Source organism: Faecalibacterium sp. An58 (assembly GCF_002161515.1).
Classification (GTDB): Bacteria; Bacillota; Clostridia; order Oscillospirales; family Ruminococcaceae; genus Faecalibacterium; species Faecalibacterium avium.
The window spans coordinates 399076-423803 of the sequence record NZ_NFHX01000001.1 but is presented as its reverse complement, the minus strand read 5'-3'; the positions used below and the strand labels follow the sequence as shown (position 1 = coordinate 423803).

General features: G+C 54.3%; 32 protein-coding genes and 1 other RNA gene. 25 read left to right on the top strand and 8 right to left on the bottom strand.

Translation table 11 applies throughout. The features are described from left to right. Positions 1-49 precede the first annotated feature (49 nt). Positions 50-398, top strand: a transfer-messenger RNA (tmRNA) gene (ssrA, locus tag B5G12_RS02265). A 76-nt stretch (positions 399-474) separates the two neighbouring features. Here the strand turns inward: ssrA and B5G12_RS02260 are convergent. From B5G12_RS02260 to B5G12_RS02225, 8 genes are all read right to left on the bottom strand, one after another. Then, the gene (locus B5G12_RS02260) at positions 475-1563 is read right to left on the bottom strand and encodes a site-specific integrase (protein ID WP_087323483.1); all 1089 of its coding nucleotides are present in this window, start codon (positions 1561-1563) and stop codon (positions 475-477) included. Positions 1564-1688: 125 nt separating this feature from the next. Beyond that, complete coding sequence (locus tag B5G12_RS02255) at positions 1689-1946, bottom strand: helix-turn-helix transcriptional regulator (RefSeq protein ID WP_158099670.1); 258 nt, start codon at positions 1944-1946, stop codon at positions 1689-1691. Between the two features lie 159 nt (positions 1947-2105). After that, complete coding sequence (locus B5G12_RS02250; protein WP_087323480.1) at positions 2106-2465, bottom strand: type II toxin-antitoxin system PemK/MazF family toxin; 360 nt, start codon at positions 2463-2465, stop codon at positions 2106-2108. A gap of 90 nt (positions 2466-2555) precedes the next feature. Further along, positions 2556-3341: a DUF6551 family protein gene (locus B5G12_RS02245; RefSeq protein WP_087323478.1), complete on the bottom strand. Its 786-nt coding sequence runs from the start codon at positions 3339-3341 to the stop codon at positions 2556-2558. Beyond that, entirely contained in the window at positions 3338-4243 is a 906-nt protein-coding gene (locus tag B5G12_RS02240) for a ParB N-terminal domain-containing protein (protein WP_144064085.1), read from the bottom strand. The genes B5G12_RS02245 and B5G12_RS02240 overlap by 4 nt, the downstream gene beginning before the upstream one ends. Next, positions 4221-4469 carry a hypothetical protein gene (locus tag B5G12_RS02235; RefSeq protein WP_204245646.1) on the bottom strand — a complete coding sequence of 83 codons (249 nt, stop codon included), beginning with the start codon at positions 4467-4469 and terminating at the stop codon, positions 4221-4223. Before B5G12_RS02235 ends, B5G12_RS02240 begins: the two co-directional genes overlap by 23 nt. Positions 4470-4869: 400 nt before the next feature. Beyond that, the gene (locus B5G12_RS02230) at positions 4870-5157 is read right to left on the bottom strand and encodes a helix-turn-helix domain-containing protein (protein WP_087323473.1); all 288 of its coding nucleotides are present in this window, start codon (positions 5155-5157) and stop codon (positions 4870-4872) included. 693 nt (positions 5158-5850) lie between these two features. Continuing rightward, positions 5851-6156, bottom strand: a complete 306-nt coding sequence (locus tag B5G12_RS02225; RefSeq protein ID WP_242955901.1) for a hypothetical protein — start codon at positions 6154-6156, stop codon at positions 5851-5853. A 413-nt stretch (positions 6157-6569) separates the two neighbouring features. On the opposite strand from B5G12_RS02225, the gene B5G12_RS02220 reads away from it, so the two are divergent. The 24 genes from B5G12_RS02220 (at position 6570) to B5G12_RS02105 (ending at position 24693) form a co-directional block, all read left to right on the top strand. After that, entirely contained in the window at positions 6570-7688 is a 1119-nt protein-coding gene (locus B5G12_RS02220; RefSeq protein ID WP_087323471.1) for a hypothetical protein, read from the top strand. Positions 7689-7702: 14 nt separating this feature from the next. Then, entirely contained in the window at positions 7703-9085 is a 1383-nt protein-coding gene (locus tag B5G12_RS02215; protein ID WP_087323469.1) for a DUF6138 family protein, read from the top strand. Positions 9086-9095: 10 nt separating this feature from the next. After that, on the top strand, positions 9096-9938 hold the full coding sequence (locus B5G12_RS02210) for a DUF2262 domain-containing protein (RefSeq protein ID WP_087323467.1): 843 nt from the start codon (positions 9096-9098) through the stop codon (positions 9936-9938). Between the two features lie 324 nt (positions 9939-10262). Further along, on the top strand, positions 10263-12278 hold the full coding sequence (locus B5G12_RS02200; RefSeq protein ID WP_087323465.1) for an immunity protein Imm33 domain-containing protein: 2016 nt from the start codon (positions 10263-10265) through the stop codon (positions 12276-12278). After that, on the top strand, positions 12279-12512 hold the full coding sequence (locus tag B5G12_RS02195; RefSeq protein WP_087323463.1) for an Imm17 family immunity protein: 234 nt from the start codon (positions 12279-12281) through the stop codon (positions 12510-12512). A 13-nt stretch (positions 12513-12525) separates the two neighbouring features. Further along, positions 12526-12738, top strand: coding sequence for a hypothetical protein (locus B5G12_RS02190; RefSeq protein ID WP_087323461.1), 213 nt, complete (start codon positions 12526-12528; stop codon positions 12736-12738). After that, positions 12735-13130 carry a hypothetical protein gene (locus B5G12_RS02185; protein ID WP_087323459.1) on the top strand — a complete coding sequence of 132 codons (396 nt, stop codon included), beginning with the start codon at positions 12735-12737 and terminating at the stop codon, positions 13128-13130. Before B5G12_RS02190 ends, B5G12_RS02185 begins: the two co-directional genes overlap by 4 nt. Continuing rightward, positions 13121-13708: a hypothetical protein gene (locus tag B5G12_RS02180; RefSeq protein ID WP_087323457.1), complete on the top strand. Its 588-nt coding sequence runs from the start codon at positions 13121-13123 to the stop codon at positions 13706-13708. Before B5G12_RS02185 ends, B5G12_RS02180 begins: the two co-directional genes overlap by 10 nt. A 12-nt stretch (positions 13709-13720) precedes the next feature. Continuing rightward, positions 13721-13888: a hypothetical protein gene (locus B5G12_RS14750; RefSeq protein ID WP_204245645.1), complete on the top strand. Its 168-nt coding sequence runs from the start codon at positions 13721-13723 to the stop codon at positions 13886-13888. A 48-nt stretch (positions 13889-13936) separates the two neighbouring features. Next, complete coding sequence (locus B5G12_RS02175; protein WP_087323455.1) at positions 13937-14557, top strand: hypothetical protein; 621 nt, start codon at positions 13937-13939, stop codon at positions 14555-14557. Between the two features lie 13 nt (positions 14558-14570). After that, positions 14571-15161, top strand: coding sequence for a hypothetical protein (locus tag B5G12_RS02170; RefSeq protein WP_087323453.1), 591 nt, complete (start codon positions 14571-14573; stop codon positions 15159-15161). Positions 15162-15175: 14 nt separating this feature from the next. Then, positions 15176-16015, top strand: a complete 840-nt coding sequence (locus B5G12_RS02165; RefSeq protein ID WP_087323451.1) for a DUF2262 domain-containing protein — start codon at positions 15176-15178, stop codon at positions 16013-16015. 13 nt (positions 16016-16028) lie between these two features. After that, a complete protein-coding gene (locus tag B5G12_RS02160; RefSeq protein ID WP_087323449.1) occupies positions 16029-16532 on the top strand; it encodes a DUF2004 domain-containing protein in 504 nt (167 codons plus the stop codon). A 16-nt stretch (positions 16533-16548) separates the two neighbouring features. Then, on the top strand, positions 16549-16959 hold the full coding sequence (locus B5G12_RS02155) for a hypothetical protein (RefSeq protein ID WP_242955900.1): 411 nt from the start codon (positions 16549-16551) through the stop codon (positions 16957-16959). 32 nt (positions 16960-16991) lie between these two features. Then, on the top strand, positions 16992-17573 hold the full coding sequence (locus B5G12_RS02150; RefSeq protein WP_087323445.1) for an SUKH-3 domain-containing protein: 582 nt from the start codon (positions 16992-16994) through the stop codon (positions 17571-17573). Further along, positions 17570-18418, top strand: a complete 849-nt coding sequence (locus B5G12_RS02145) for a YwqG family protein (RefSeq protein WP_087323443.1) — start codon at positions 17570-17572, stop codon at positions 18416-18418. Before B5G12_RS02150 ends, B5G12_RS02145 begins: the two co-directional genes overlap by 4 nt. Then, complete coding sequence (locus B5G12_RS02140; protein ID WP_242955899.1) at positions 18384-19427, top strand: DKNYY domain-containing protein; 1044 nt, start codon at positions 18384-18386, stop codon at positions 19425-19427. The genes B5G12_RS02145 and B5G12_RS02140 overlap by 35 nt, the downstream gene beginning before the upstream one ends. Positions 19428-19444: 17 nt before the next feature. Beyond that, positions 19445-19990, top strand: a complete 546-nt coding sequence (locus tag B5G12_RS02135; RefSeq protein WP_087323441.1) for a hypothetical protein — start codon at positions 19445-19447, stop codon at positions 19988-19990. Between the two features lie 16 nt (positions 19991-20006). Next, a complete protein-coding gene (locus tag B5G12_RS02130; protein WP_087323439.1) occupies positions 20007-20333 on the top strand; it encodes a DUF5713 family protein in 327 nt (108 codons plus the stop codon). Positions 20334-20549: 216 nt separating this feature from the next. Further along, positions 20550-21287, top strand: coding sequence for a DUF4241 domain-containing protein (locus B5G12_RS02125; RefSeq protein ID WP_242955898.1), 738 nt, complete (start codon positions 20550-20552; stop codon positions 21285-21287). Between the two features lie 14 nt (positions 21288-21301). Continuing rightward, positions 21302-22261, top strand: a complete 960-nt coding sequence (locus B5G12_RS02120; RefSeq protein WP_087323437.1) for an NTF2 fold immunity protein — start codon at positions 21302-21304, stop codon at positions 22259-22261. Positions 22262-22269: 8 nt separating this feature from the next. Continuing rightward, positions 22270-22506: a hypothetical protein gene (locus B5G12_RS02115; RefSeq protein WP_087323553.1), complete on the top strand. Its 237-nt coding sequence runs from the start codon at positions 22270-22272 to the stop codon at positions 22504-22506. Between the two features lie 15 nt (positions 22507-22521). Beyond that, entirely contained in the window at positions 22522-24003 is a 1482-nt protein-coding gene (locus tag B5G12_RS02110; RefSeq protein ID WP_087323434.1) for a hypothetical protein, read from the top strand. A gap of 39 nt (positions 24004-24042) precedes the next feature. Next, on the top strand, positions 24043-24693 hold the full coding sequence (locus tag B5G12_RS02105; RefSeq protein WP_144064084.1) for a hypothetical protein: 651 nt from the start codon (positions 24043-24045) through the stop codon (positions 24691-24693). The last annotated feature ends 35 nt before the right edge of the window (positions 24694-24728 follow it).

The window sequence follows — 24728 nt, the reverse complement described above, 5'->3', positions numbered from 1 at the left end:
CTATGCCCCTTTCGCAGTCACCTTCCCCGCGCCTTTGGGCGCGTATCATGGGGGCGTAAAGGTTTCGACGGGGGGTGCGAGGCCTGGGCAGCGGGTAGCAGCGGGGGACCTGCTCTAAAATCCTCCAAAAAACGAACTGACAACAATAGAACTCAGTTGCTCGCAGCCTGAGTGCTGCGCGTTCCGCCCACATTTGTGTCGTGTGGGGCCGGGGCGTCCTTTAGACACAGCACGTGAACGGACTTAAGCTTTGCGGACCGTCATGAACTCATGAAGCTACTGAAGCGTTAGCCTGGCGACCGGCGTGACGCGGAGGGAATGTTGTAGATCGCCTGCACCCGGAGATACCCACGCTGAACGCCTTTCGGACATGGGTTCGACTCCCATCGCCTCCACCACGGAAAAATAGCCTAGGAACGCAAGTTTCTGGGCTATTTTTTTGGCTTTGACCACACTTTTGACCACACCCCCATTTTATCCAAGCGCAAGCAGCCTTGAAAAAACGGAATTTAGCGCGTTCACCTGCTGCTGTGCATCCCCATTCAGCTCATGACCGTAAACGCCGAACGTATCCATATCTTCGGAATGTCCCACCAGCGATTTGACAAGTCCTGCGGGCAGTACCTTTGCAATACTGACGAATGTATGCCGCAGCTCATAGGGCGTACAGACCGGGATGTTGTTGTACTCACAGTACCGTGCCAGATGCTGCTCAAATTGTTTCGCCGTCGGAATATCAAAGACCAGCATATCCCGGGTCACCTTCCCCGACTCGCGGCGCTGTGCTTCCAGTTCCATGCGGGCCAGGTCAGACAGCTCCACACACCGGCGGGCATTCTGGTTCTTGCCATCGGTGATTTCGTTGTAGCTGTTGGTGGACTGGTGTAGTTCCAGGCGGTCTTTTTTCACATCCCGCCAGCGCAGGCCCCGCAGTTCTCCCGGCCGCAGACCAGTCAAAACCGCGAGTCTGTAGGCGTGGATCATGTCATCCTGTACCACCTTCCTATAGTACATGGTACGATCACTGTTGAACAGTACCACAAAGTCCCGCGGCTGCAGTACCGTCCTTTCCCCCCGGGGCGCCGCCGTTGGAATGGTCAGGTCTTCCGGGAACATCGTCGTCAGCTTGGCCTTGCGGCAGTATTTCATAAAACTGCACAGGTCAGCCCGCAGAGACATCAGTGTCTTTCTGGACAGTTTGGACCGCGCATAGGCTCGATCCAGTACATCCTGCAGATCCTGTTCGGTCAACGCACTGATTTGTTTGCGGGCAATCACCGATGAAATATGGTTGGTCCATCGGCTCATCATCGGTGCCCAGTTGGACCGGCTCGTAGTCTGCCGCTTTCCCTCCAAAAATTTGAGATACGCGGCACCAACTTTCACGCGCTGGTCCTCTATTCCATCATCCAGCCAGGCGTCCGCCTTTCGGTTTGCTTCCCGCTGGCCGTTCCGGCCGGGTTTGGAGCTGTAAAAACTGCGCCGGACCCCGTTCTTTTGCACATTGATCCGCCAGCGCTGGGATGATTCAATCCATACTGCTGTATTAACGCGGACACCCATATTCACACCTCCTTCCAATCTGCCCAGTGGCTGCCCAGGCCGGATGCCGCCAACGCGGCACCGGCCCGTTCCACAGCCACTTTCTTCCAAAATGTACGCATACAAAGACCTCCATCCTGCCCCGATCAGGTGGCACGGCAGAGCGCTTTCTTTCGTGCGGCCAGGCTCTCGGGGCTGTCATCGTAGAAAAATACACTCAGCTGATCCAGAGGAATGCCCAGGATTTCTGCAACCCGGACCGCCTCGGGAACAGACCACGGCAGCTGCCCGGACAAGCGCGTCGAAATCGTGGACGGCGATACGCCCAGCTGGTCAGCCAGTTCTTTCTGCTGAATATCCATCTCCACCAGTTTGCAGCGCAGTTTTCTAAATGCTCTTGCCATCGTTTTTCCTCCTTCTGATATACAGTGCTGCATGGTACATCGCAGGATCGTTTTCTCGATTGGTATCCTCCCCTTTCATAAGGAAGTGTCTACTCATCGACTCCATTCTACTGTACCATTTGCTTGTTCTGCAAGGATGCGGCATCGTTTGTCTGACGTTCAGTTGATTCCCAGACTGATCTTGATTGCCATTTCAATCTGGTTCATTTCTTTCTCACTGGTGCGGCCAACAAACCGCTGTACACGATGTTTGTCGAGGGTGAAAATCTGTTCTAGTTGTACGATAGATGGGACTTTTAGTCCCGGGTTGTGGTCAAGCAGGACGTGGGTAGGCAGATGGCGTTTCTTATCCACCCTGGATGTAAGGGTGGCAATGATGAGCGTGGGCGAATATTTGTTGCCCGTATCATTCTGCAGAACCACCACCGGCCGTTCCCCGCCTTGCTCCGAGCCAACATGGGGTTCCATATTGGCGTAGTAGATGTCTCCCCGGCTGTATTGCCAGTTTTTAGAAATCATAGGCTATGCACCCCCTCGTGCTTTATTATGTAAGACACCGCCCGCAAACCGCGAGCGGTGTCTGTGCAAAAAAGGGGGGCGGATGACAGGTTAGAACTTCATGGGCAGGACCTTCTTCTTGCTGCTTCCGTTGTAGATACAGAAGACCTGGTAGAGATACTTCTTATACCCGGCCATGTTGACGCCCATGGCCCGGCCTTCCCGGTAGATGGTCAGGGGGTCGGTCTTGTGCAGGCGACTCACCAAACGCCGGGGATCATATTCCTGGCGGTACAGCTCGATGAAGCGGGTCACGCTCTGGATGGTTTCGGCCCGCAGGGACTCGGGGTCCCCATGCCAGGCGGCCACGATCAGGGACAGAGCCTCTTTGTAAAGGTCGGCTCCCACCCGCTTGAATTCTTCAAAAGCGGTGCCGATGCAGCCGATTCGGTGCTTCCCGCGGCGCTGTGCGTAATCCAGACGCAGGCCAACCGATTCAGTGGCCTTCAGGAAGGCCATGCACTCGGGGTCGCCGCCGTAGATCATGGCACGCATCTTATCGCCGGGTGTCAGCTTGGCAGCCTCGCCAGCCTGCTGGGCAAAGAGCAGGGCTTCTTCGCTCTCGGTCATGCCCGTATACACGATACAGCGGATCATCAGGTCCCTGCCGCCATTGAGCAGCTTGAGGACTGCGATGGTGTGCTGTCCATCGAACACATAATAGTGGCCGTTGCGGTAGCTGACCTTCGGGGGGTTGACCAGACGGGGGTCAAACTTCGCTGCAATCTTGCGAACCCGCTTGGCGTTCAGCTCCCGCTGGTAGCTGCCGCGGGGAACCTCCAGCAGCTTGCTGTTGATCATCATTTCCTGGTAGGCACTGGTGTGACTGGTTCTCATGTAGTCCTCCTCATCTTTTGCAGGTACTGAATACCCTTCTCTGTAAGGCTTCTGATTCCGTCCCGGCAGGCACTGCGTTGTTCCCTATTGTTTTCCAGGCAGGTATCCCAGCGAAAAATCATGGTGTCCAGGGCGTCTTCCAGTTCTGCGCAGATATCGTCTGCGTCGATTTCCCCGTTGGACTGCAGCATGTTGTCTGAGATATCCCGGATAGCTTGCAGGGTTTCTGCAGCGCTGCGTTTGGGTTTCGGCTTTTCTTCAGGCTTTTCGGGTTCTTTGGTCTGCCGGAGCTGCTGGACCAGCGCGGGCCTTTCCTCCGGCGGGGCTTTGGCGATGGCCGCCACGGCCTTCTCTGTGGGCTTGATGCTACCGGAAAGGATTTCCTGTTTGATGCCGGGAACGGCCTCCTCAGCGGCATCTACGCCGTTGGCGAATTGCTCTGCACGGATAACAGTATTTCTGGCTACGCCATTCTCGGCTGCAATGCGTTCACAGGTTTTTTCTTTCAAGATCAAGTTACCATTTTGGTAACTTGATCTTGGTGCATTGTTTTTTCGATCTCCACCGTATGCCGTCTTTTCCGCCTTGTACTGGTGACCCATCAGATACTTGAACTGCTGGAGCGTCAGGTTTCGCCGTCCCAGCTGATTTTTGCAGATCCATGCGATGGCTTCGTACCGGTCAGAAAACGCCTTCTCATAGGTGGTGAACTGGAGTTCCGGGTGCTGCTGAAGGATACGGTAGCGGTTGTGTCCATCCACGATGACGCCGTTCCAGACGATCAACGGATTGATAACCACACCATCAGCCAGGATGTTTTCCTCCAGCTGCTTCTGCTCCTCTTCCCGAAGGGGAGGGATTATGCTCGCAAACTCCGGGTCAATGGTTAGATGCAGGGACATAGGTTCTTACCTTTCGGCGGGTGGTATCCCGGTGAGCCGCAGCAGGCTGGACGTAGTAGTCGAAACCATAGCGGGTCTGGCAGTAAGTACAGACATCTTTGATCTGCTGGTGAACGTCCGCCCGACGCAGAAATGCTTTCTTGGCGTCCTGGAACGAGTGCAGGCAAACCGGGCACAGGGTGATAAGAGATGCAGTGTTGGCATTGCGTGCATAACTACGGCTCATAAGCTTTTCCTCCTTTTGATTGTTAAAAAAGATCGGGTATGTAAAAAGCCCACCGTCTGGAGTTCTGTGATCCCGGGCGGTGGGCTGAAACTGTTTTTGGGCTTCCTCCCCCATTTGTCCTCGACGCCCCGGGGAGGGTTGGGAACCTTCTGGCGGCGGATTTGCACCGCTCCATCGGCCTTTCGGCCGCCCCGCCTTCTTTGTGGCCGGGCCGCGAGTTACGGAAGTATCATTGTCTGGAAGTACCAGGAGGCTGCTTATTCACCTTTCAAGGTCCACAGGCTTCGGGCTTGTCCTCCCCTTTGGGGGGAGGCCCTTGCTGTGACTCTATGATACATTAGAAATCTTCGCTGCGGGAGTGACTCGTAGTACACCTTTGGTGGTCTCGTAGACCACCTTTTCAAAGTTCTCGTTTTGTACGCTCCAAAACATCAATGGCTTCGCATATACTTGCTCTAATTGTGTCTAAGGTTATAGACTTCCCTATGATGAGGTAATCCAAAGACACATTGAATATAGCTGCGGCTTCAACAAACAGCTCAATAGAACAGGCCCTTCGGCCTCGTTCGATTGCTTTTAGGTGGTCAATGCTAATTTGAAATTTTTCTGAAAGCTGAACTTGGGTAAGCCCTTGTTCTTCACGAAGTGTCCGAATTCTCTTTCCACATTCAACAGGATCAAAGCGCATAAGGATATCCTCCAGATTTTGAAGCGTGTGTTGACGTGCAAAATCTGAAGGTCAGGGATATTTGGCGATGTACGTCTCCCAGTTCTGGCGCATCCGTCACTCCTGTGTGGCGAGACGGATGCACCTCCCTGTGGTGGCTGTTGAGATAGGAAAAAATAAAAAAAGCCGACAGACAGCCACAATTCCACGAGGGAATTGCTTCCGTCTGCCGGCTCGTCCGGCCTATAGCCGGTTCAGTCCTATCTAACAAACGCGGACTCCTGACTTGTGTTCTTAAGGGCTTATACCCAGTTCAACACCTCTACAGTATGTCTCGTTTCTATATTCAGTTTTATGTATGATGAAGGGCCATTTTTAGCCCAGATCTTCAAAATAGAAATCTGCCCGGGTTACTGTCACCTTGTTCCGTTCCATTTCAATCACCCAGTGCCGCCTGCATTTAGGGCATTGATGGTACCCTGTGACAATGATTATTCCACACATAAGCCGTGTGCCACACTTTGGACAGTTGGAAATATTCAAATCCATTCGTTGGTCTGAAGTCATAAGGGCCCCCTTTTCTTGATGATTGTTCTTTCTATCGTAAATTAGTGACCATTATACCTAAAATCCAAATTATCATCAAGAGATAATTTGTCGAAAAAGCACGATTCAAAAAAATTTTTTAAAACATTTTTTATTTTGCTAAAAAAATTAAAGACTTTGCATCTTCTCCACAAACCACCGGCCCAGCCGTCCGGTAAAACGGGAATCTATGTGCTCGAAAAACAACAGCTTCTCCTTCCCCTGAATCAAAACAGTAAAACAATCCACCGACAGATCATTTCCCATCATCCCTGCCGGGCGAAAATCTCGCACCTTGGTGATTGGGAAGGTCCGGCCATCTGACCAGGTAACAGCCACTGGCTGCATATAGCCAGTGGAATCAAATCTAGCAGTCACTTCTACATAGACACGTTCCGTATGAGGACGCATCGTCCCTATGTGATGATCCGACATCCAAGCACCTCCCATGTCACGGTCTGCATCTTGGCACCATGATATCACGTCGCCTTTATGTTGTTAACATCTTATTCAAAAACAACATTTTGTTTTATCATTTGATTGGCTTTCTCTAAGTTCTACATTGCTTCCCTCTCCCCTTTTCCAAGGATTTGTGGTATAATGATAAAAAATGTCTTCGTTTTTCTCTAAATCAAGGCAACTCACCCAATGATGAGGCTCTCTTATGGAACCTTTATTCCGGCGGCCCAGAGCTGCCCTCTCTTTTTTCTACAACTTGCCGGCCTGTCAGAGGCCCGGGCCTGCCTTTCAGGCAGGGCCTAGTTTTTTGCGGCCTTTTCGCGCCTTGCGCCAGCCTGTCCAGGTGACAGGATGATGCAGGGCGCTTTTCTTTTGGAAAGGAGCCAACCATGACACGTCTGCAATACACCTGCCCCGGCTGCGGCACGCCCCTGGGCTATGAGGGGTTATGCTGGAAATGCAAGAGCGAACAGGAGCGGAACGCTGCTCTTGCCTGGACACCTGAACAAATCACAGAGAAGCAGAGAAACCTGATTCAGAACATCCAGCGGCTGGCGGAGATGGAAGAACCGGAGTTCACCGACTTCTGGCAGCTGCTTAGCTACCATAATGCCATCGCCCCGGAGATCCAGCGGGCGGCACTGGCCGCAGGGGTGCTCTGGCCCTGTGAGATCTATTATCATGCTCCCAAGGATGTACGGGATGGTTTGATTCACGCGCTGTTGTCCACGGAAGATTCCAACGGGGCCTCCCAGCTGATGAGCTGCCTTGCTATGCAGGGAGATGACAAGGCGATGGAAACTCTGTTGGAACTGGAACGAAATCCCCGCCCCTGGCGCAAAAATCTCTATGTGGACCCATCCAGCTACGCCCAGATCGGCGGCTGGACCTTTGACAAGGAAGGCCGTCGAACCCAGCTCAATTTCGACATCTGCTATCCCATGGTTAAGGGAGTGTCCGGCGAAGCATCCCCCGTCCGCATTGGCCGGGCACGAAAGGACACCTGTCCCCACTGCGGCGGGCGTATGGTGGATATGCTGGTACTGGATGGCCGGGATGAGCGGCTCCAGTTCCTGGGGCTGGATGGAATCCTGACGGCCACCTGCTGCCCCAGCTGTGTGGGATTTTTGAAAGGCCCCGCCTTCAACAGCTTTACCCCGGATGGCGGCGTGGAGGTCTTTCCCTCCGAGCTCTTTGACGGGGCGGAAAAGGCGGATTGCTATGTCAGTCCCGAGGACTACAAAGCCCTTACTGAAAATCCCTTTGTGCTTGGCAAAACGCCGGTGCCTCTGTTTTACGGTGCAGCCTGCCAGGATGTGAACACCATCGGCGGATTTGCCAACTGGGTGCAGGATGCAGAATATACCACCTGCCCCCACTGCGGGAAGCCCATGAAGTATCTGGCCCAAATCCAGTGGGATACGGTGTTTGACTGTGCAGAGGGAACCCTCTATGTGGAGTTCTGCCCGGACTGCCAGATCGTCTCCATGCAGCATCAGCAGACTTGAAAGGAGATCGCGCCATGAGTTTGCCCAAGCGTGACGGCGTGCATGACCGCTACTATCTGATCCACAAGCCGGACACTTCCCCGGAGGTGCTGGCAGAGGCCGATCTTTGCATCCAGGATATCCTGAACGGCACCGCCCGAGAAAATCACGCTGCCTTCCCCACCGTGGTGCGGAACCACAACGGAACGCCGTTTCTCCCCGATCAGCTGCTGGAACGATATCTGTTCAGACTGCCGCTGAAGGGCTTTCCTTATGAAGAAGCAGTCGCCTTCTGCGATGCTCTCCGACGGCTGGCGGGCTGGCAGGAGATCCGCTATAAGCTGGAGAAGTACATCGAAAGCCAGGTGCAGGATCGGTTCTTCCTTGTGGGAGAGCGGGACGATGGTTTCACCGTCTTTCCGCCCTGTACGGTTCGCCCGGAGCTGCCACCGGAAGATGTGGATGACGGCTTGCTGCACTTTGCCTGCTATGTGGCTGTCTGCCATACGGTGTATGGGGCCAGCTACGACTCCCTCACCACCGAGCACATCCTCGGCCTGGTTTCCCAGCTCCGCCCCGCCATGGTAAAGGAGCTGAAAACCCATGGCAGCGGCAAGCTGCCGCCTGACATCCAAAAGAGAAAGACCAAGCACCTGACCGCATCAGCCAATGACGCCTTTGCCACCATCCGTATCACCGCAAGGGACTGCGGCGAGGGGGCTTGTGAGGAAGCTCTCACCTATCTGATTGAGATTTTGGAGCAGCCGGAGTTTCCCCGCAGCTATTCCATCGAGTTCAGGGGGCCCGAAAAGATCTACCTGCCCATTCCCGGCCTGCCCAGGAAAGGCGACAATCAACTCTTTGCCTGTGCGGTGCGGTACCCCCGCCTTCATGTCCGAATGGAACATTATGCCCGGCTGGCCATGCGGGAGGACGAGTGGTACAACAATCTCTTTGATGAATCCTGTGCTATGCCTGGCTCTTTCGCCGTGTTCGCTCTGGGGCTGGAAGGAGAACAGTGGGCACCGCTGGTGTGCGATTACCTGGATCGCTGCGACGATGAACACTCCTCTCTGCAAGGGAAATTCCTTCATACCTTGATTCGGAAGTTTGGCTTTCAGCCATGGACGCTGAAGGTATTGGTTCGCGGCGCATTGTCCATGCAGTGGCTGGAGCCTGCCAAGGAATCCCGCACCCTGATCGCCAACGCGGAAAGCCTGGATGCACTGCTGGCAGTCAAGCACTGCTTTTCTGCTTACCTCCTGCCGGAAGAAAATGAAGACCCGAAATTCCGGGCCATCGCCTGGCAGATCCTGCTTCGGGCCATCTGGGGCAAGGATTCCGAGAACGGCGGGGCCAGGGCCATCAAGGCAGCTCCCCCGGAGCTGCGTGAACGCTATCTGGAAATTTTCAGCTGAGGACAAGACCATGAAAAAAAGGACCATCAAGGACTTTGTTGCCCTGTATGCCCCGGAAGATGAAGAAAAGCTGGTGCTGATCCAAAGCGGCACCAGTGCTGACAAAACCTTTCTGGATACCTTCTGGACGGCGCACACCCATGCCCTGGCCATGGCGGATGCCCAGACTGGGCAGGTGGTTTCCGACCGTTGTTACCTGAGCTGGCCCCTCACTGACCAGGAACGGGAGTCAGGCGCATACACCAATCGTTTTGCCAAGGGTCAGGTCTACCGGATCAAGGCCCGCGGCTGGAAAGGCGATGCTCTCACCGAACCCCAGTGGTATGTCACAGGCGTGCTGGAGGAAAACGTCCCCTGCCCTGCTCTGGAAGCGATCTGGGAGGAGTATACAAAGCCTATTCTTCTCAAAGATGAAGTGCTGGGGACCCTCACTCTGGACCGTGAACTGAGTATGTTCGACGGGGCCTGCCAATGGATGGGGAGCGAAGTCCGCATTTCGCTGGACGTAGATATGGAAAAGAAAGCCTCCTGGACCCGCGCCGTCAACGTGATGAGGAAGCTGCTGGCCGATCAGGAGACCTGGGACAAGGCCCTGCGGGCCATGGCAGCCCAGAAACTCACGGTGCGAGCCAACGAGTGGCTGGCGGACAATGACCAGACCGACCGGGACCCGGAGAAAGACCCCATCACGGAGGATGAGTTCGCCCGGCGCATCCGGCTCACTGAATTTACAGTATCTCCTGGTGGGCGTTTTACCGCCTGGTTTGAGGACGACGATATGTTCTGGGGCCATGTCATCACAGTAGATGGCACCCTGAAAAAAGGGGCCGTTGATGCGGATATACAGGGCTGACAACAACCGTTTACATGAGGAGGCATCCATTATGTGCGAGCACTGCCGAAACATTCAAACTTAGAGAAAATTTGATGCCCCCAAGGACTACCTAGCCTGTATTGCTTATATTCAGCAACTGGTAACCCAAGGCAACTTTGAACTGATGGCAGAGGAATCCACCTGTCCCCTGGAGAAGGTAAAGACCAAGAATGGATGGGCAGATGAAATTATGGTTCACACGATTCGGTGCAAGCACTGTGGCCAGCTCTTTACCTGTGTAGTCAACACCTGGCGAGGCAGCGGACACTTCAAAAAAGGAAAAAGCTGAAAGGCGGTGGACACATGAACCGGGCAGAAAAAGTAGAGCTGCTGGATCAGATTGAGCAGTGGAATGACGCGGACGAGTTCTCCCGATGTATTGAGGCTATCGAAGCCATCCCGGAAACAGAGCGGGACTATCTGCTTACCGTTAAACTGAGCCGGGCTTACAGCAATCTGGCGGTTTTGGGCGATCATGGAGAGCGTGGAACCGATAGTGAAGTGGATAGAAAGCTCATCCAACACGCCATTCAGCTGCTGGAGACAGTCCGTCCCCAAGGGGAGGATGACCCATACTGGAACGCCCGAATGGGCTATTCCTGCCTGATGGCATATAATTCCGCCAACACGGCCTATGAATACGCAAAACGCTGGCTGGCTCTGGCCCCGGGGGACCCGGATGCCCAAAAGCTATTCCGTGACTGCGAGGAATATCTGGAGGAAGAGAAAGTTATGCAGATAGATCTGAAAGAACGGGAAAAAATCATCCGGGAGGAAACTCCCCTACCCACTGATGATGACATCCTCGGCCATGTGAAGGTACATATTGACCAGTATTTCGGCGTCTATGCCCAGATTCTTACCGATCACAGCAACCCGGAGTATCCTATAGAAATCACGATCATCCCACCCCGGCTGGAACATGACTACTACACTCTGGTCACTGTAGGTCTGAGCCGGCATCGGATGCACTTTTCGGAGGAGCGACGGGAGGAAAACCTGGAGCGGGCAGAGTTGCTCATCAATCTGCCCCCGGACTGGAAGCTAACAAAAGATGCACTCAAAGATGAAACATGGTACTGGCCCATACGGATGATGCTGGCCACTGCCTATTTTTCCATCGAAGACCCGAATGTGTGCCTGGAATCCAGAGCCACACTCATGGAGGGAGAGAATGGCGTTCCTTTTGCAGAGGGTACTGACTTGCGGGGTGAGATTCTGTTCTGGCCCGGCCCGTTTGGTCAGGACGCTTTTGCCTGCCGCCTGCCAGGTGGAGAGGAGGTCAACTTCTACCAGGTGATCCCCCTCTATCGAGAGGAACTCCAGTATAAACTGGAGCACGGCGCGGACGCCCTGCTGGACCTGTGTTCAGATGAAAGCCTGGAGGTCATAGATCCCCACCGACTGAATGTGGTCACCGACCGGGAGCAGATCGGCTATGATCCGGCGGAGATGGACAACGCCGCCGAGCAAATCAAAAAGATCCGGACACTCCACCTGCCAGTGGATGAATTAGACGCCTGCAATCTGATGGCCTTCTATCTAGGCTGGGCCATCAAACGAGGCCAGATGAGCAATCCCTTCCTCTCCCAGTATCGGGAGGTGGTGGAAGCGGTCCGGACCGGAAATGGGCCGGACCTGCGGGCATTCATCCGGAATCGACTGAATGGAAAGCTGTCCACTCAGGCTTTTGATCGTCGCGGCTCCGGCTTTGCCCAGTGGTACGCCCAAAATGATCGCTCCAACCCCTATGTCTACCGCCGGGATTGCCGGAACATTGCCCTGACCGAGCTGAAAGACCGAGCCTGGCGGAGTGTTGCGGAAAAAGAAGCGGCCTATCTGCTCCTGTCCTATACTGAAAAGAACCTTCAATGCGTGGAACAGCTGTTGGACGAACGGTTTCATACCTATCTGGAAACAGTATTTGAAGATGATCCAGAGGAACGTGTCGCCCGTGCCGCGGAAGGAAAACCCGCTGTTATTCCTGATTGGGATGGCCCTCTCACCTGCTATGCCTCTGACCGCATCGCCCAGGATGGGTGCAAGATACAGCTTATGTATCGTGTGTTCCCGGAACGTGAAGATATGGGCTGGGAGAGCGGTTGGGCCTTTTACTCTGGAGATGAAGAAAGCATATACGGCGAAGGCGATAATTACTACGAATCCCACTGCGGCTACTATGATATCCGGGATATCTGCCGCATCGACCCGGACATCATCCGGTTTCTGAATCTGCCCTATGGCACCTCACAGATGCTTGGTGAAGATGGGGCATGGTATGAAGTGATCGACGAAGACCAAGACGAGGAGGAGCCCTAAATGAACAGCGAACAGATCACAGCTTTTTTACAGGCACACTGGGAGTGGGTGACTTTGATCATGGGCGTTGTGTCCGTGGCTGGCTCAATTCTGAATTGGAACTGGCTCTGCGACCCTACCGGCAAGCCGGATTCCCACCTCTATGGCCGCGGCTCCCGCCGGGTGATTTTCTTCCTGCTGGGAATCGTGCTGATTGTGACCAGCATTTGGAGCCTTGTCATGGTGCCGCATTAGGAGGCTGTATCCCATGACCCAAGAAGAACAGATCCGCCTCTATCGGCTGATGGAAAAGCTCAACTGGTTTTTTCACCAGGAGATGCACTACCTGGACCGGGAGACGGCAGAAAAGACCGCCCGGGAGTGTTACCCGGAGATTCGGGATTTTACATACAACATTTTATGGAACGACCTGCCCAAAGAGGTCCAGGAGCAGCTCATGGATGAGGAGGAATCCCTGTGAGTACCCTGATTCAATCCTTTGAAAACCTGCACGACAACAAAGTTCTGCGCTGCTGCGCCGACTTTGAAGCCCACACCCTGCACATGGATACCCGGACTGAGGCCGGAGAGAACGTATCCGTTCACTTTACCGGTCTGATGGCCCACTGGTTTGAGAATGTGATTCAGGACAACATCCTCTTTGGCATGGATGAGATCACCGTGAACGGCTTTTTGGAACAGTACAAAGACCTGCTGGGCAGAACCATCCCTTACGGTTTCCCTGCCTGCTGCGGCATCGAGGAGCTGCGGCGGCGCATGGAGCAGGAGCACATCCGGGTATTTGTCATTGACTCATCCCTTGGGCTGTGCGGATTTGTACTGGCTCAGGAGGTGGAACTGCAATGTCCATAACTGCCTATAAAGTAGAAGCCGTCGGTCATGACCGTACCGGCAGGGACTTCGGCTATGTGAATATCATGTACCGCTATGGCAACAAGCAGTCTTGTCCCCGTCCAGATCAATGCGAAAAGATAGAGGTCATGTGGGCGGATGAGAGCGTCTACGGGCCGCCTGCTCCTGGCAGCAAGGTGGGCGACTTTATACAGACATGGCTGATGGGCTCCTGGGACTGCGGAGTATTTACCCACCGGGAGATTGCCCAGCAGCTCATGGATACCTTCACCGGTCTGAAGCTCAAGGAACTGGCGTGGTTTGAGAATCCCAGAGAAAAGACGCTGAAAAATGGAAAGCCTCGTGTGCGCCGGGCCAAGTGGCTGCCGGACCGGGAGGTAGATCTGGTCTACCTCTATTCCGACTGCTATCTTGACGCCAGAAATCCCTCTCCCCCTGAAACCGACTTTTTCACCGTTACCAGGATGGACGCCTGGGGCGTGAGCAGCTGGTTCATGTGTACCCCAGAGGCTGCCGGGAAGCTGATCGGCATGGATTACGACAATCTGGCCGTCAAGGAAACCACCATTGTGGGATAGGAGATGATTGCCATGAAAAAGTTATTGCTGATCCTTTCTATCCTCTTAACAATCCTGACCTTTGCGGGTGCGTTCTATGTATTCCTATCAAACGGGACAGCAAATGCCGGTTATGCAGCCATACCGATGCTGTTTGATGTTGTGTGTATTGGCGGCTACAGAGCATACAAAAACAAGTAATCTCTCCCAAGAATCATCTCAGAAGAATTTGCCCCAAGGAGCGCAGCCATGACATCCATAGACTTTCTGAACAAGGTACATAAAAGCCTGGACTCGCAGGAATACAACCTCTCCTATTCTCCGGCGAAGTCCAAGAATTATATGCTATACTGCAACGGCAACTTTATCGGCGGCCTGTTCGATGAGGAGCTGTGCTTCGTCTACGCCGATAGTGTGAGCGAGCTGCTGGGGCAGCCGGAGCCCGTTTATCGCGGCTACTCCAGTACCGCCCAGCACAGGATGCTGGTGATCCCGGAGGAACACTGGGCGAAGGCGCTGAAGCTGCTTTATGCTGAAAAATTTGACTGGAGCCGTTTGGTGTACGACATCACCTACACCAGCATTGGCGCAGCAGTGGTGGAGGACTTTTACGACGAGAATGTGGTGTTCCTGCGCTTCTGCTTTGAAAAGGGGCTGCTGAAAAAGAACCCTCTGGACCGGCAGGGCCGTATTCTGCGGATGGTCTATATCAATCAAGACCTGACAAAAGCGGGCAAATACCTGTTTCCCAGACTGATGCAAAAGTTCCTTGCCTTTTTTGATCGCAAAGGAAAAACCAGTCTGGAAACCATGCTGAATCGGTGGTACACCGCGCTGGAGAAGGAGTACCGCAGCCAGACAGAGGGATAAGGAGGGCAACGCCATGACAGAGGAAAACAGAGCCTACATCACCCATCTCAAGGTCACGGATGTGCCGTGGCACCGGCTCACCACCGCCTATGGCCGGGGGACGGACTTCCCGGAGCATTTCGCGGTGCTGGAGCAGATGGGTGATCTGGAACCGGTCAAAGATTCCCTCTACGAACTTACCACCAACATGGAGCACCAGGGTACCCTGTGGCACGCCACCCCCTTTGCCATGGTGTTTCTAGGCCGGATTCTGGCGAAGGCTCTCGCAGAGAGCAGCCGGAACCCCACGGCCCATTTCCTGGCCGGGGAGCTGCTGGACTTCTTTGCCTGCATCCTCCAGTGCTTCCACGATGGAGATGAGATGGAACACGCAGCCCCTCTCCCCTGCTTTTCCGACCTGCTAAAGGAAGAATACCTGTGGTCGGAGGAGTACGACGAGGAAGAAGATGAGATGCGCTACGAGGAGGATGAGGTCTTCCCCGATGACCTGTTCTACAGCTTCTATTACTACTCCTGGGCGGCGGTAAAATCCTACCAGGATGCGTTGGAGCAAGTCCCGGCAGAGTTTGCAGGGCCCGCTGCCGCGGTGCTGAAACTGCTGTAAAGGAGGCTGCACCCATGTTTGAAGCATTCTATGAGATGTACGAACCCCAGGAACAGGAAGTGGTCGCTCTGATCAACCGCTGCATTGGCGGCGGATACAACTGGAACGGCGGCTTTTGGGAAATGACCGTCGTGACCCTGGGCATGGTATTCTGTGACACCGGCAAGGTCAGCACCAAAGAGGAGCGGCTGGACTGGCCGGTCACCGATGAGGAACGCAATGGCGAAAAGGGCTGGGGCCGCTTTCAAAAAGAGCAGATCTGCCGCCTCAAAATCCGCCGGATGAAGGAAGAACAGGCAAAGGATCTGGTGGTGCGCCCCTGGTGTATCTCCGAGATAGTCATTGCCCATGAGGACTGCTCGGAACTTCAGGCTATTCTGGAGGAGTACCACAAGCCGGTGGTGATCCAGGACCAGGTGCTGGGAGAACTGACACTGGACAAGGACTATGATACCTTCGAGGGCGAGATCCAGTGGTGCGGAAAGGATGTGAGCCTTTCTTTGGAGGTCAATGCCGAGAGCAAGCCCTCCTGGACCCGCGCCCGCAGTGCCGCCAAGAAGCTGCTGGCCGACTGTGACACCTGGGACAAGGCCATGCGGGAGCTTGCGGCAAAGAACCTGACCGAGCTGGCCAACAACTGGCTCTCCCAAGATGAAGAAAATCCCCGCAACCCGGAAACAGACCCCATCACCGAGGAGGAATTTGCCCGGCGGATCAACCTGACGAGCCTGTCCGTCACCTCCGGCGGCAGCTTCACCGCCTGGTTTGACTGCGACGAGATGTTCACCGACCATGCTGTGACGGTCTACGGCTCCTTGAAAAAGGGCCTCAAAACCGCCAACATTGAGGGGTAAGGAGGATAACATTATGAAACTGAACTGTAAACGCATTGATTTTACATATACACCCGGCGAGGAAATCTTCAACTTTCCCGAGGAATCGGGACTACCCTTTATCTTCGATGTAGAGGAAGAACTGACCGGCGATCCTGCTGCCATGGATGCGGTGGGAGAAATGCTGGATGAGGCGGAGAAATTGGCGGAGAAGGCCAAAGCCGCCATCAAAGCGGCGCTGGCGGACGAGGACAGCCGCTACCATAGCGTTGTGACATTTTTCATGGAGTTCCACCGGGACGATGTAGGCCCGGATATTGCGGCGGAACTTTTTCCGGGAACCGACCCATCCAAGCTGACCTTTGCCGAGATGGTGGACTTTTTGAAGCTCAAGCGGTTCGGCAGTCTGGTGGATGACGAGATGGATCAACAAGTTTTCATTATGGATCTGTCCTTCAACCCGGAGATCACCGACGAGTTGATGGTAATCTACTTTGACTTAAACCAGGAGATTTTCTGTATTACCCATGAAAGCTGATGCGAGAGAATTGCCTATGGAAAAAGCGACTGCTGTTAATACCTGCTTAGGTGTTTTGAAGGGACGGGACTGCATCTATCTGGATCAGGTGAAACAGGATGCTCTGAACAATCTGACCTTTACGGGGGACATCAATGGCCATCTAATCTCCCAGCGCAGGGACGAAAAAGACTGGTTTCCCTATACACTCACCTTCCGGCAGGTGCTGGCCTATTTTACTTGTGAATTGGACACCTATGAAAATATGGCTGGGACGGAGTATCTGGATGGCAGTTCCTTCGATTTAATTGAGGACAGCACCTGGCTGAAGTCTCTGCCGGTGCGGGAGGACTTTGACAAAGGCATCTATCGGCACTACCGGCTGTTTACATACGATGATGTTTACAACATTATTGCGGTTTCCTATGAGTTTGTGGCAGAGTTGTAAATGTCTGAAATCTGGTAATGGAGGTAACCACCATGATCAAAGAACGCATCCCCATTTCCGGCGATTTCAAAAGCAAGGTCAAGCAGTTGATGGAGTACGCCGGATGGCAGGAAGGGCGAAAAGTGGACATCTCCATTGCAGAGAAGTATTACGCCGCTCATGGCGTTCCAATGATGAAGACCACCCAGCGGTTTTACCGCAAGTATTTCGGCCTGTGCTGTGAGTGGTACCTGGAGCAGAAAAAACTGAACTGGGCGGCTGACTTCCAATTCGCTCTGTTTCCTTACCTGGTCAACGGAATCAAAAACCATTTGGAAGAAGCCTATTTTCGGGATATGTCCGGCTGTGAACTGGCAGAGATCGAACAGGCTGCCGGTGAAAAATGCCAGCCCATCGGTCATATCGGCTACTACTACCCGGCAGAGGTTTGGATCTCCGAGTACGGGAAACTGTATGCGAAATATGAGTACCAGGATGAGATTGAGTGCTTTCCAGATGTGTTTGCCCTGATTGAACGGGATCTGCGGCAGTGCAGATTTGATTCCGCTGCCATGAAAACCGTGGAGGCACTGGATGGAAAGCTGCGAGAACGCATCAAGGAGGAACTGACATGAGCATCAAAGAAAAACTGGAGTCATTGGGCAAAAACAGCATTCAGCTGAAAATTGCCAGAAAAGAAACATACAAGCTGGGCGCTACCCGCTTCGGCGGGAAGCCGGATGTGCCGCCGGACTTCGTTTGGCCCACCTATGAGGGCGAGAGTTATGACCATGTGGTGGAGAACCGTCCTCTCACCTTCCTGGCTCAGTTCAACTGTGCGGAACTGGCCCAGTTTGACAAAGAGCATCTTCTGCCCGATCACGGCCTGCTTTCCTTCTTCTATGAAACGGACACCCAGTGCTGGGGATTCGACCCAAAGGACAAGGGCTGCGCCTGCGTTTATTGGTTTGAAGATCTTTCGGCTCTGTCCGCTGCGAACTTTCCTGCGGAGATGGGAGAGGATTTCAAGTTTCCCATGGTCAAGATCAAGCTGGATGCCAAGACCTCCTATCCTTCCTGGCAGGACTTCAGCGAGATGTTCCCGGACGAGGAAGATGACGACGCTTTCAACAAAGCATGGGAGGAGCTGACTGGCGAGGACCCCGAGGACCCGGATGATCGTTCCCAGCTGCTGGGCTGGCCCGATGTGATCCAGAACAGCATGTTTGACGAGTGCGACCTGGTGACCCAGGGTTACTATCTGGGCAACGGCTGGCTCAATATCCCCAAGGAGGTCCGTCAGCGGGCGGAAGATTCCGCCCGTGACCGCTGGATGCTGCTGTTCCAGCTGGATACCGTAGAGCTTGGCGACTTTGAGCTGATGTTCGGAGACTGCGGGCACATCTATTTCTATATCACCAAAGAGGACCTGGCAGCCCGCCGCTTTGATCGGATATGGCTGGTCCTCCAGTGCTATTAAAATCATGAAACAGGACTTTACTGCTTGGCGCAATCAAATATTGCAGAATCCCCAGAACATTTCACCGCTGAAATTTGGAATGTCACAGGATGAGGTGATAGAGATTTTCGGCAAGCCCGATGCTGTTTCCACCATGAGAAGCGACGGGAAACCACTCATCCTCAAATATCATGACATTGAACTGCATTTCGATAGAAAGGCCCCTCATGGGCTCCATTTGGTTTATAGTGACGATGAAATCGAGCTGAGCATAACAGATCATCACAAAGAACTGCTGCAGCCGATCACAAACATAGAGCCGGTGGACAACGAGTTTTTCCTTCAAGATGGAGCCGTTTATTTCTCTGGCCTGTATGAAAACGGCTTGTTGAAGGGTGTTTCGCCCAAAGACTTCTGCTGCTGGCATTACTGGGGCAAATCCTCTACGGCCTGCTTTCTCGGCGGGATTCGCCTGCGTGGAGCAGACCCGGCATCGTTTCGGGTGCTAAACTATGCCTACGCGATGGACAAAACAGCCGTCTACACTACCAGCGGGAGAATCCCAGATGTAGAGCTGACAACCTTCCAGGTGTTGGACAATGGCCAGAACGATTTGGGTGCGCCCCAGGGATATGCAAAGGACAGCCGGCAAGTCTATTTCCACAACGGAGACGGCAGGGTGAAGATCATCAAAGGCGCGGAAGTTTCCTCTTTCCGCTCGTTGGGTGACACCTATTTTGCCAGGGATGAGAAACGGATCTATGCTTACGGTAAGCAGCTCCCCAAGGCAGATCTCCCCTCATGGGAATTGCTCAGTCACTGGTATTCCCGCGATACCAGGCGGGTGTACTACCTCAACCGGGAGATTAAGGGGGCGGATCGGGACAGTTTTACGGTATGCACCCCGCTGGACGCACCTCCGCTTGCCGATCATCTGGCCCGTGACAAGGAACATTTTTACCAAAACGATGAGATGATTGAAGAACCGCTGTTGCGGGAAAGGCTGCATGAGTTAAAACCAGAACAGTAAACGGGGGGAAAACGGCGATGGATTATTTGAAGGCACTGCATGAAAACCCTGATTTGGCAAAGGAGTTTGATTCCCTTTTTGACTTCTTCCTGCTGGATGAGTTGTCTCCGAGGGATGAGGCGGATGGTCGAGCAACCTTCACACTGCCCGGTATGGCTTTTGCCAGAGATGGCTCCGGCGGAGAATACCACCTGTTGGAAGATGGCTCCATCGGCTATTACAGCAGCGAAGGTGAGGCAGGCCGTCTGGCTGAGAGCATGGATGACCTTTTTTCACTGATTGTGAGCTGCATCTGCTGGCACGACTGCTGTGACGCAAAGGAGTATGCGGACTCCAAAACACTGGAGGAATACGGACAGAGGCAACGCAACATCAACTTGGAAGATATGGACATGGACAGCTGGCGGCGGGTTGCTGATGCACTCGGTATCCCTACTGATGAGCCGCTGGCTCCGGTTCTGGAGCGGTTCCGTAAAGCAACACAGCGACAGCCTCTGTATCAGTGCATATTCCATGAAGATGATGGCAGCCAGACCGAATCCTATGGCCTGATGTTTGAATAAGAAAGGAGCAATCCCCATGAAAGCATTTGATCCCAATTACAAACTGCTGGACGAGATGTATCAGGACGATTACTATCCTACTTTTCTGGTGGATAAGGTAAAGGCCCAGCTCCAAAAAGTCATCGACCTGCTGGAGAGCGGCGAAACCGACACCGAAGTGGTGCAGGAAAAGCTGGACGAGGCGGTCTGCGGCATCAATGACCTTCAGGATGAATTTTACGAGAACGACAGCGAGATTGAAACGGTGGCCCGGGATTGCATTGGCGTCACCGTAGACTACATTCTGAAGTGGTTTGGCATTCCGATTGATATTGAGGAGGCCATCCGGGAAAGGGACTGGTGAACCTCATGGCAGAAAAAACTGGCCGTCTGTGATGAGTGTGGCAGCCTGTTTTCAAAGGCTCCTCACAGATGATGGGACTGTGCCCGGAATGCGCTCATGTCCTCTATGGCTACCCAAATTGTCCCCACCATTTTCAGAATGGCCGGTGTGAACTGCTACTGGGACGGCTCTAAGAGCGAGTATATTAAGAAACACGACAAACAGGAGAAAGCCATTATGCCGACTACCGAATGGCTGAACAAATACGAATCCATAAAGGACAAACTGGCCTGCAAAACGGACCTGGATGACTATTTTACAGAAAAAGTGATTGGGAATATGGGTGTGGATGTGCTGGACATTGGAGCCGTCAATTTCCCAACAGGAACGATTTTCGCCTGCGATCCTCTGGTGGAGCTGGAGGACACGCCGCCCTTTATCCAGACGATCCCCGCCGGGACTTATCCGGTGAAGATCTGCGTGGTGCCCAGTGAGAAATACGGCGACTGCTACGCCTGCGTCAAGGTGGAGGTCAGCCGGGAAAAGCCTGTCCGCTATGAGCTGGGCATGACCGGCCAAGAGGATCTGGTTGAGGAACCGAGCGAGGACGAGTATTTTGGCTTTGGCGTAGACACTGGGATGGGCTGCGTTGCGGACATCCAGACCCAGGCAGCCTTCAAGACCTACTGGGCCAAGCGTCTGGAAGAAGACCCGGACATCGACCCCTACAACGACCTGTTCTGCGATCTTCTCAAGGAAAACGCCAAAGCCCACCCCAAATATCAGGGGAACTACGGCGACTGGCTCAACTGGACGGTGCCGGACACAGACTCCAATCTGCCCATCTTCGCCTCCGGCTCTGGTGACGGTTACGGTTACTATCCCGTCTACTTCGGCTATGACGCAAAAGGTGAAATCTGCGCCGTGTATGTGCGCTTCATCGACATTGAAGCCAACTATAAGAAGCAGGTGTAAGGAGGGAAACAGCGATGGAATGGCCAAAACGGACGCGGACAGTGAGCTGGGAGAGCGGTGTCCTGACCTTAGACGGAGAAAAGCAGTTTGAAGTCCCGGAGCTGACCGCAGAGATCATGGAGCAGCTTGCCGGTTACACCCTGGTGGGCTTCCATGTGAAAGGGTATCCGGTGACGGATGACCTGCTCTCTCCTTTTGCCGGGCACAAAAACATGGCCAACTTCGGCGTGGAGGACGGCTCTCTCACCGACGGCTGTTTTCCTGTCTTTTCCGCCATGCCCAAGCTGCGCTATCTGCTGCTGGACGGCAACGCCACCATCCACGGCAGCGGACTAGCCGCCCTGCAAAGCTGCAAGCTGGACCTTCTCACCCTCAACCGCACCGGGCTGGATGATGCCGGGCTGCTCCAGGCAGCCGCTATTCCCAAACTCTCCCACATCCAGATCGACCATACCGCCGTCACATACGAGGGCCTGCTGGCCATCGCAGGCAACCACTCTATCACCCCGGTGGCCCATGTACAATTTACCAAGGAGCAAATGGAACGCTTCTCCCAACTCCAGCGGGAGAAAGCCAAAAAGCCGGTCCAGCTGGACCAGCAGGCAGCAGAGGAATGCCGCAAGGTGTTGTCCGCCTTCTTTGCCGAGATGACCGAGTGGGAGCAGTACATGGAACAGGCCGGGTTTGAAGATGCCGAGGCGATGCCCCGCCTGCTGGCCATCTGGGAGAAGTATGTGAGTGAAAAGCCCCGCCCAGGCTACCGGCCTCTGGGCCTCTCCTACAGCGCCCAGGGCACCTACAACGGGGAAGAATTTCTCGATGCGGAGCAGATCACCAGGAACAAGCTCCACATCTACACCAAAGAGAAAAATACCGGCTTTGGCCGCCGCTTCCTGATGAAGCGGGTGGGCGATGGCTGGAAGATCGACGCAGTGCAGGAGCGTCTGGACGGCTGGCAGCGGACAGGATTGTGAGGCATCTCATGGCTTGGGAATATGAAACCTTTGGCCCAGACGGTCAATGCAAATTGTTCGGTGTGAATGTCTTTGACTACGACTGGCAAACCACCGGAAAGCGTGTAAAAGTCCAAGACCCGATCTATCACCAAGACCATACCTTCGAGGTCTGGCAGGTAGAGATTAACGGGCAGATCCACCGCTTTGCCGCCGGGGAGTTCTCCAACTGTGTATGGGGATTCTATCTGGAAAAGAACGGATGAGAGGAGCATGACGCCATGAAAGCCAGCGCCGGAGAGGTCTATACCGTCTACAACCAATACCTGAAACGCTACACCGCCTGTCAGGTGGCCTATATTGCGCCGCCAGACACGGTGAGCAAAGAGTCTTGGGCGGTGATCCTCTCTCTGGATTGGGTGGGCGACGCCCCTCTGACTGCGGAGGAACTGCCCCACCTCCGCCCGCTCTACAAGGACTTCATGTACTGGTCCCGCGACCTTCACTTGCTGCGGGTGCCGATGGAGGTCCCGCCCCAGTATAAACTGGTGGGCACACTCCCGCCCTTCACCGACCAGCCCTGCCGCTCCTTCGGCGGCTGGAGCGACGGCTATGATGTGTACCTCCAGTTCCGGTGGAAGGCCATCCCAGAGGAACGGCGGCGGGCCTTCAAGGAGGCCACGGAGAGCGACGAGCAAACGGAGATCGGCGGTATCCAGCTGAAGGTTAGCAGCCATCGGGTGATGGACCAGTACGCACCATTCGATTCGGCGCTGGAACTAAAGGCGCTGCCCTGCCTCTCCACCCTTATCTGCGAGCGGTGGCACCCGGATCTGCTGGAGTTTTTGCGGGAAACCCCCTTTGTTGATGAAGTGACTTTGCTGAACCACGGTCAGAGGACACTTGATCTGCGGGACACCAGCATCAGAAAGCTGATGCTGGACATGACCGGGCTGGAGGAGCTGTGGCTGTGTGAGGGAACGGAGCAGCTCCTGTTCCAGAACAAGGGGCCGGACGCCTGTGCAATCCATGCCCCCGAAGATGGCAGCGGTTTGACCCTCCAATTTATCGGGGAATACCGCCCGCACACGGAACTGCTGAACCTACGGGGGCTGCATGGAATCGAGCTGAAGGACTTTGATCTCACCGGGCTGGCTGCGGTCCATCCCCACCTGAAGGAACTGCGGCTCTGGGGCGCGCCGGGAAACCTGGGGAACTTCTCTGCCGTGGGAGGGTTCCGGGAACTGACGAACCTCTCCACCTTCGACCTGTTCGGCTTCGGCGCAGCTGACATCCCCACCCCGGAGCAGATGCCGGAGCTTCGCTGGTTCTGGATGACCAGCCTGCCGGAGACGGCGGCAAAAGCGGCAAAGCAGCTCTGGAAAAGCAAGCCGGGAATGGACCTGCGGATCACCAAACCCCGGAAACCGGAGTGGCTGGCGCAAAACCTGGACAATCCCTTCCGGGGCTGGGACGGTGCGGAGCATATCCCTGCTTCTGCTGCGAAAAAGGCAGCCAATCAATACCGCAAGACCCGTTCCCACCTGATGAAGCTGGCCAGCCAGCCGGGCGAGGACGCCCAGGCCCAGGCTCTGGATGCGGTGGCAGCCTATACCCAGACCTTCAACAAGATGGGCTTTATCGAAACCGAGGAACGGGATGAAATCTATATGGCCCTGCGGGGTATCCTGGATGCCCTGCCGGGCGACACGCTCCAGGAAGACGCCCTGCTGTCGAAGTTTGATGAACTTCGTGATTTTTGAGAGGGCTTCGGTATGATGCTATGGATGGGAGATACTATTATGAAACGCCTTAAAATTATTGTTCCTGTGATATCTCTGGCAGCTCTCCTCTTTTTTGGGGCCTGTAACAACAAAACCACATCCTCCCCCGCTTCGGAGCTGTACCATCAGGGCCTTGCACTGGTATCTGAAATGAATGAAGCAGTCCAAAACGAAGCCTGGGTTTCCCTCTTTACAGGCGACCCCGCTGTGAGAGAAATTTTGTCAAACGCTGGCCAGGGGGACTTCTCCCAGCCCAAAGCTGTCTATGAAATCCAATTTTCCGACCAGGCCGTTACCAGCCTTACCGGCCAGGCCGATCTGACCGGCTTTCCTGAATCTTTGCAGAAGCGCATCTATGCCGCCATCCAGAGCGCCGCAGCCAACCAGATCAATGCCATGGACGGTGCGGAAACCTTAGCCGCTGCCAGCATCTGCACCGTTTCGGACACCTTTGTCTGCGACGGCCTGACTGAAAACACCCTCTACCTCTACACCTATGAAAATGCCGCCCCAGTCATGGTTTCCTTTGTGGTCGGACAGGACAGTGCCGTATTGGCCACCGGCGTCCCGATTCTCTCTGATAGCTTCTCCCCTGACTCCCCCGAAAACGTCCAACTGTTCTTGGAAGACTTTGGGGCACAGGTCTGCGAAATCACCATTCCAGACTAAAATGCACATTGTCTGGAACTTTATAGGACTTTAAA

Coding starts and splice junctions, on each gene's coding strand:
- B5G12_RS02160 (WP_087323449.1), top strand. CDS start 16,029: ATGAAACTGAACTGTAAACGCATTGATTTTACATATACACCCGGCGAG.
- B5G12_RS02250 (WP_087323480.1), bottom strand. CDS start 2,465: ATGATTTCTAAAAACTGGCAATACAGCCGGGGAGACATCTACTACGCC.
- B5G12_RS02130 (WP_087323439.1), top strand. CDS start 20,007: ATGAAAGCATTTGATCCCAATTACAAACTGCTGGACGAGATGTATCAG.
- B5G12_RS02210 (WP_087323467.1), top strand. CDS start 9,096: ATGAAAAAAAGGACCATCAAGGACTTTGTTGCCCTGTATGCCCCGGAA.
- B5G12_RS02170 (WP_087323453.1), top strand. CDS start 14,571: ATGACAGAGGAAAACAGAGCCTACATCACCCATCTCAAGGTCACGGAT.
- B5G12_RS02175 (WP_087323455.1), top strand. CDS start 13,937: ATGACATCCATAGACTTTCTGAACAAGGTACATAAAAGCCTGGACTCG.
- B5G12_RS02150 (WP_087323445.1), top strand. CDS start 16,992: ATGATCAAAGAACGCATCCCCATTTCCGGCGATTTCAAAAGCAAGGTC.
- B5G12_RS02200 (WP_087323465.1), top strand. CDS start 10,263: ATGAACCGGGCAGAAAAAGTAGAGCTGCTGGATCAGATTGAGCAGTGG.
- B5G12_RS02125 (WP_242955898.1), top strand. CDS start 20,550: ATGCCGACTACCGAATGGCTGAACAAATACGAATCCATAAAGGACAAA.
- B5G12_RS02235 (WP_204245646.1), bottom strand. CDS start 4,469: ATGAGCCGTAGTTATGCACGCAATGCCAACACTGCATCTCTTATCACC.
- B5G12_RS02105 (WP_144064084.1), top strand. CDS start 24,043: ATGAAACGCCTTAAAATTATTGTTCCTGTGATATCTCTGGCAGCTCTC.
- B5G12_RS02225 (WP_242955901.1), bottom strand. CDS start 6,156: ATGTCGGATCATCACATAGGGACGATGCGTCCTCATACGGAACGTGTC.
- B5G12_RS02255 (WP_158099670.1), bottom strand. CDS start 1,946: ATGGCAAGAGCATTTAGAAAACTGCGCTGCAAACTGGTGGAGATGGAT.
- B5G12_RS02240 (WP_144064085.1), bottom strand. CDS start 4,243: ATGTCCCTGCATCTAACCATTGACCCGGAGTTTGCGAGCATAATCCCT.
- B5G12_RS14750 (WP_204245645.1), top strand. CDS start 13,721: ATGAAAAAGTTATTGCTGATCCTTTCTATCCTCTTAACAATCCTGACC.
- B5G12_RS02165 (WP_087323451.1), top strand. CDS start 15,176: ATGTTTGAAGCATTCTATGAGATGTACGAACCCCAGGAACAGGAAGTG.
- B5G12_RS02180 (WP_087323457.1), top strand. CDS start 13,121: ATGTCCATAACTGCCTATAAAGTAGAAGCCGTCGGTCATGACCGTACC.
- B5G12_RS02145 (WP_087323443.1), top strand. CDS start 17,570: ATGAGCATCAAAGAAAAACTGGAGTCATTGGGCAAAAACAGCATTCAG.
- B5G12_RS02110 (WP_087323434.1), top strand. CDS start 22,522: ATGAAAGCCAGCGCCGGAGAGGTCTATACCGTCTACAACCAATACCTG.
- B5G12_RS02230 (WP_087323473.1), bottom strand. CDS start 5,157: ATGCGCTTTGATCCTGTTGAATGTGGAAAGAGAATTCGGACACTTCGT.
- B5G12_RS02195 (WP_087323463.1), top strand. CDS start 12,279: ATGAACAGCGAACAGATCACAGCTTTTTTACAGGCACACTGGGAGTGG.
- B5G12_RS02120 (WP_087323437.1), top strand. CDS start 21,302: ATGGAATGGCCAAAACGGACGCGGACAGTGAGCTGGGAGAGCGGTGTC.
- B5G12_RS02215 (WP_087323469.1), top strand. CDS start 7,703: ATGAGTTTGCCCAAGCGTGACGGCGTGCATGACCGCTACTATCTGATC.
- B5G12_RS02115 (WP_087323553.1), top strand. CDS start 22,270: ATGGCTTGGGAATATGAAACCTTTGGCCCAGACGGTCAATGCAAATTG.
- B5G12_RS02220 (WP_087323471.1), top strand. CDS start 6,570: ATGACACGTCTGCAATACACCTGCCCCGGCTGCGGCACGCCCCTGGGC.
- B5G12_RS02155 (WP_242955900.1), top strand. CDS start 16,549: ATGGAAAAAGCGACTGCTGTTAATACCTGCTTAGGTGTTTTGAAGGGA.
- B5G12_RS02245 (WP_087323478.1), bottom strand. CDS start 3,341: ATGAGAACCAGTCACACCAGTGCCTACCAGGAAATGATGATCAACAGC.
- B5G12_RS02135 (WP_087323441.1), top strand. CDS start 19,445: ATGGATTATTTGAAGGCACTGCATGAAAACCCTGATTTGGCAAAGGAG.
- B5G12_RS02190 (WP_087323461.1), top strand. CDS start 12,526: ATGACCCAAGAAGAACAGATCCGCCTCTATCGGCTGATGGAAAAGCTC.
- B5G12_RS02260 (WP_087323483.1), bottom strand. CDS start 1,563: ATGGGTGTCCGCGTTAATACAGCAGTATGGATTGAATCATCCCAGCGC.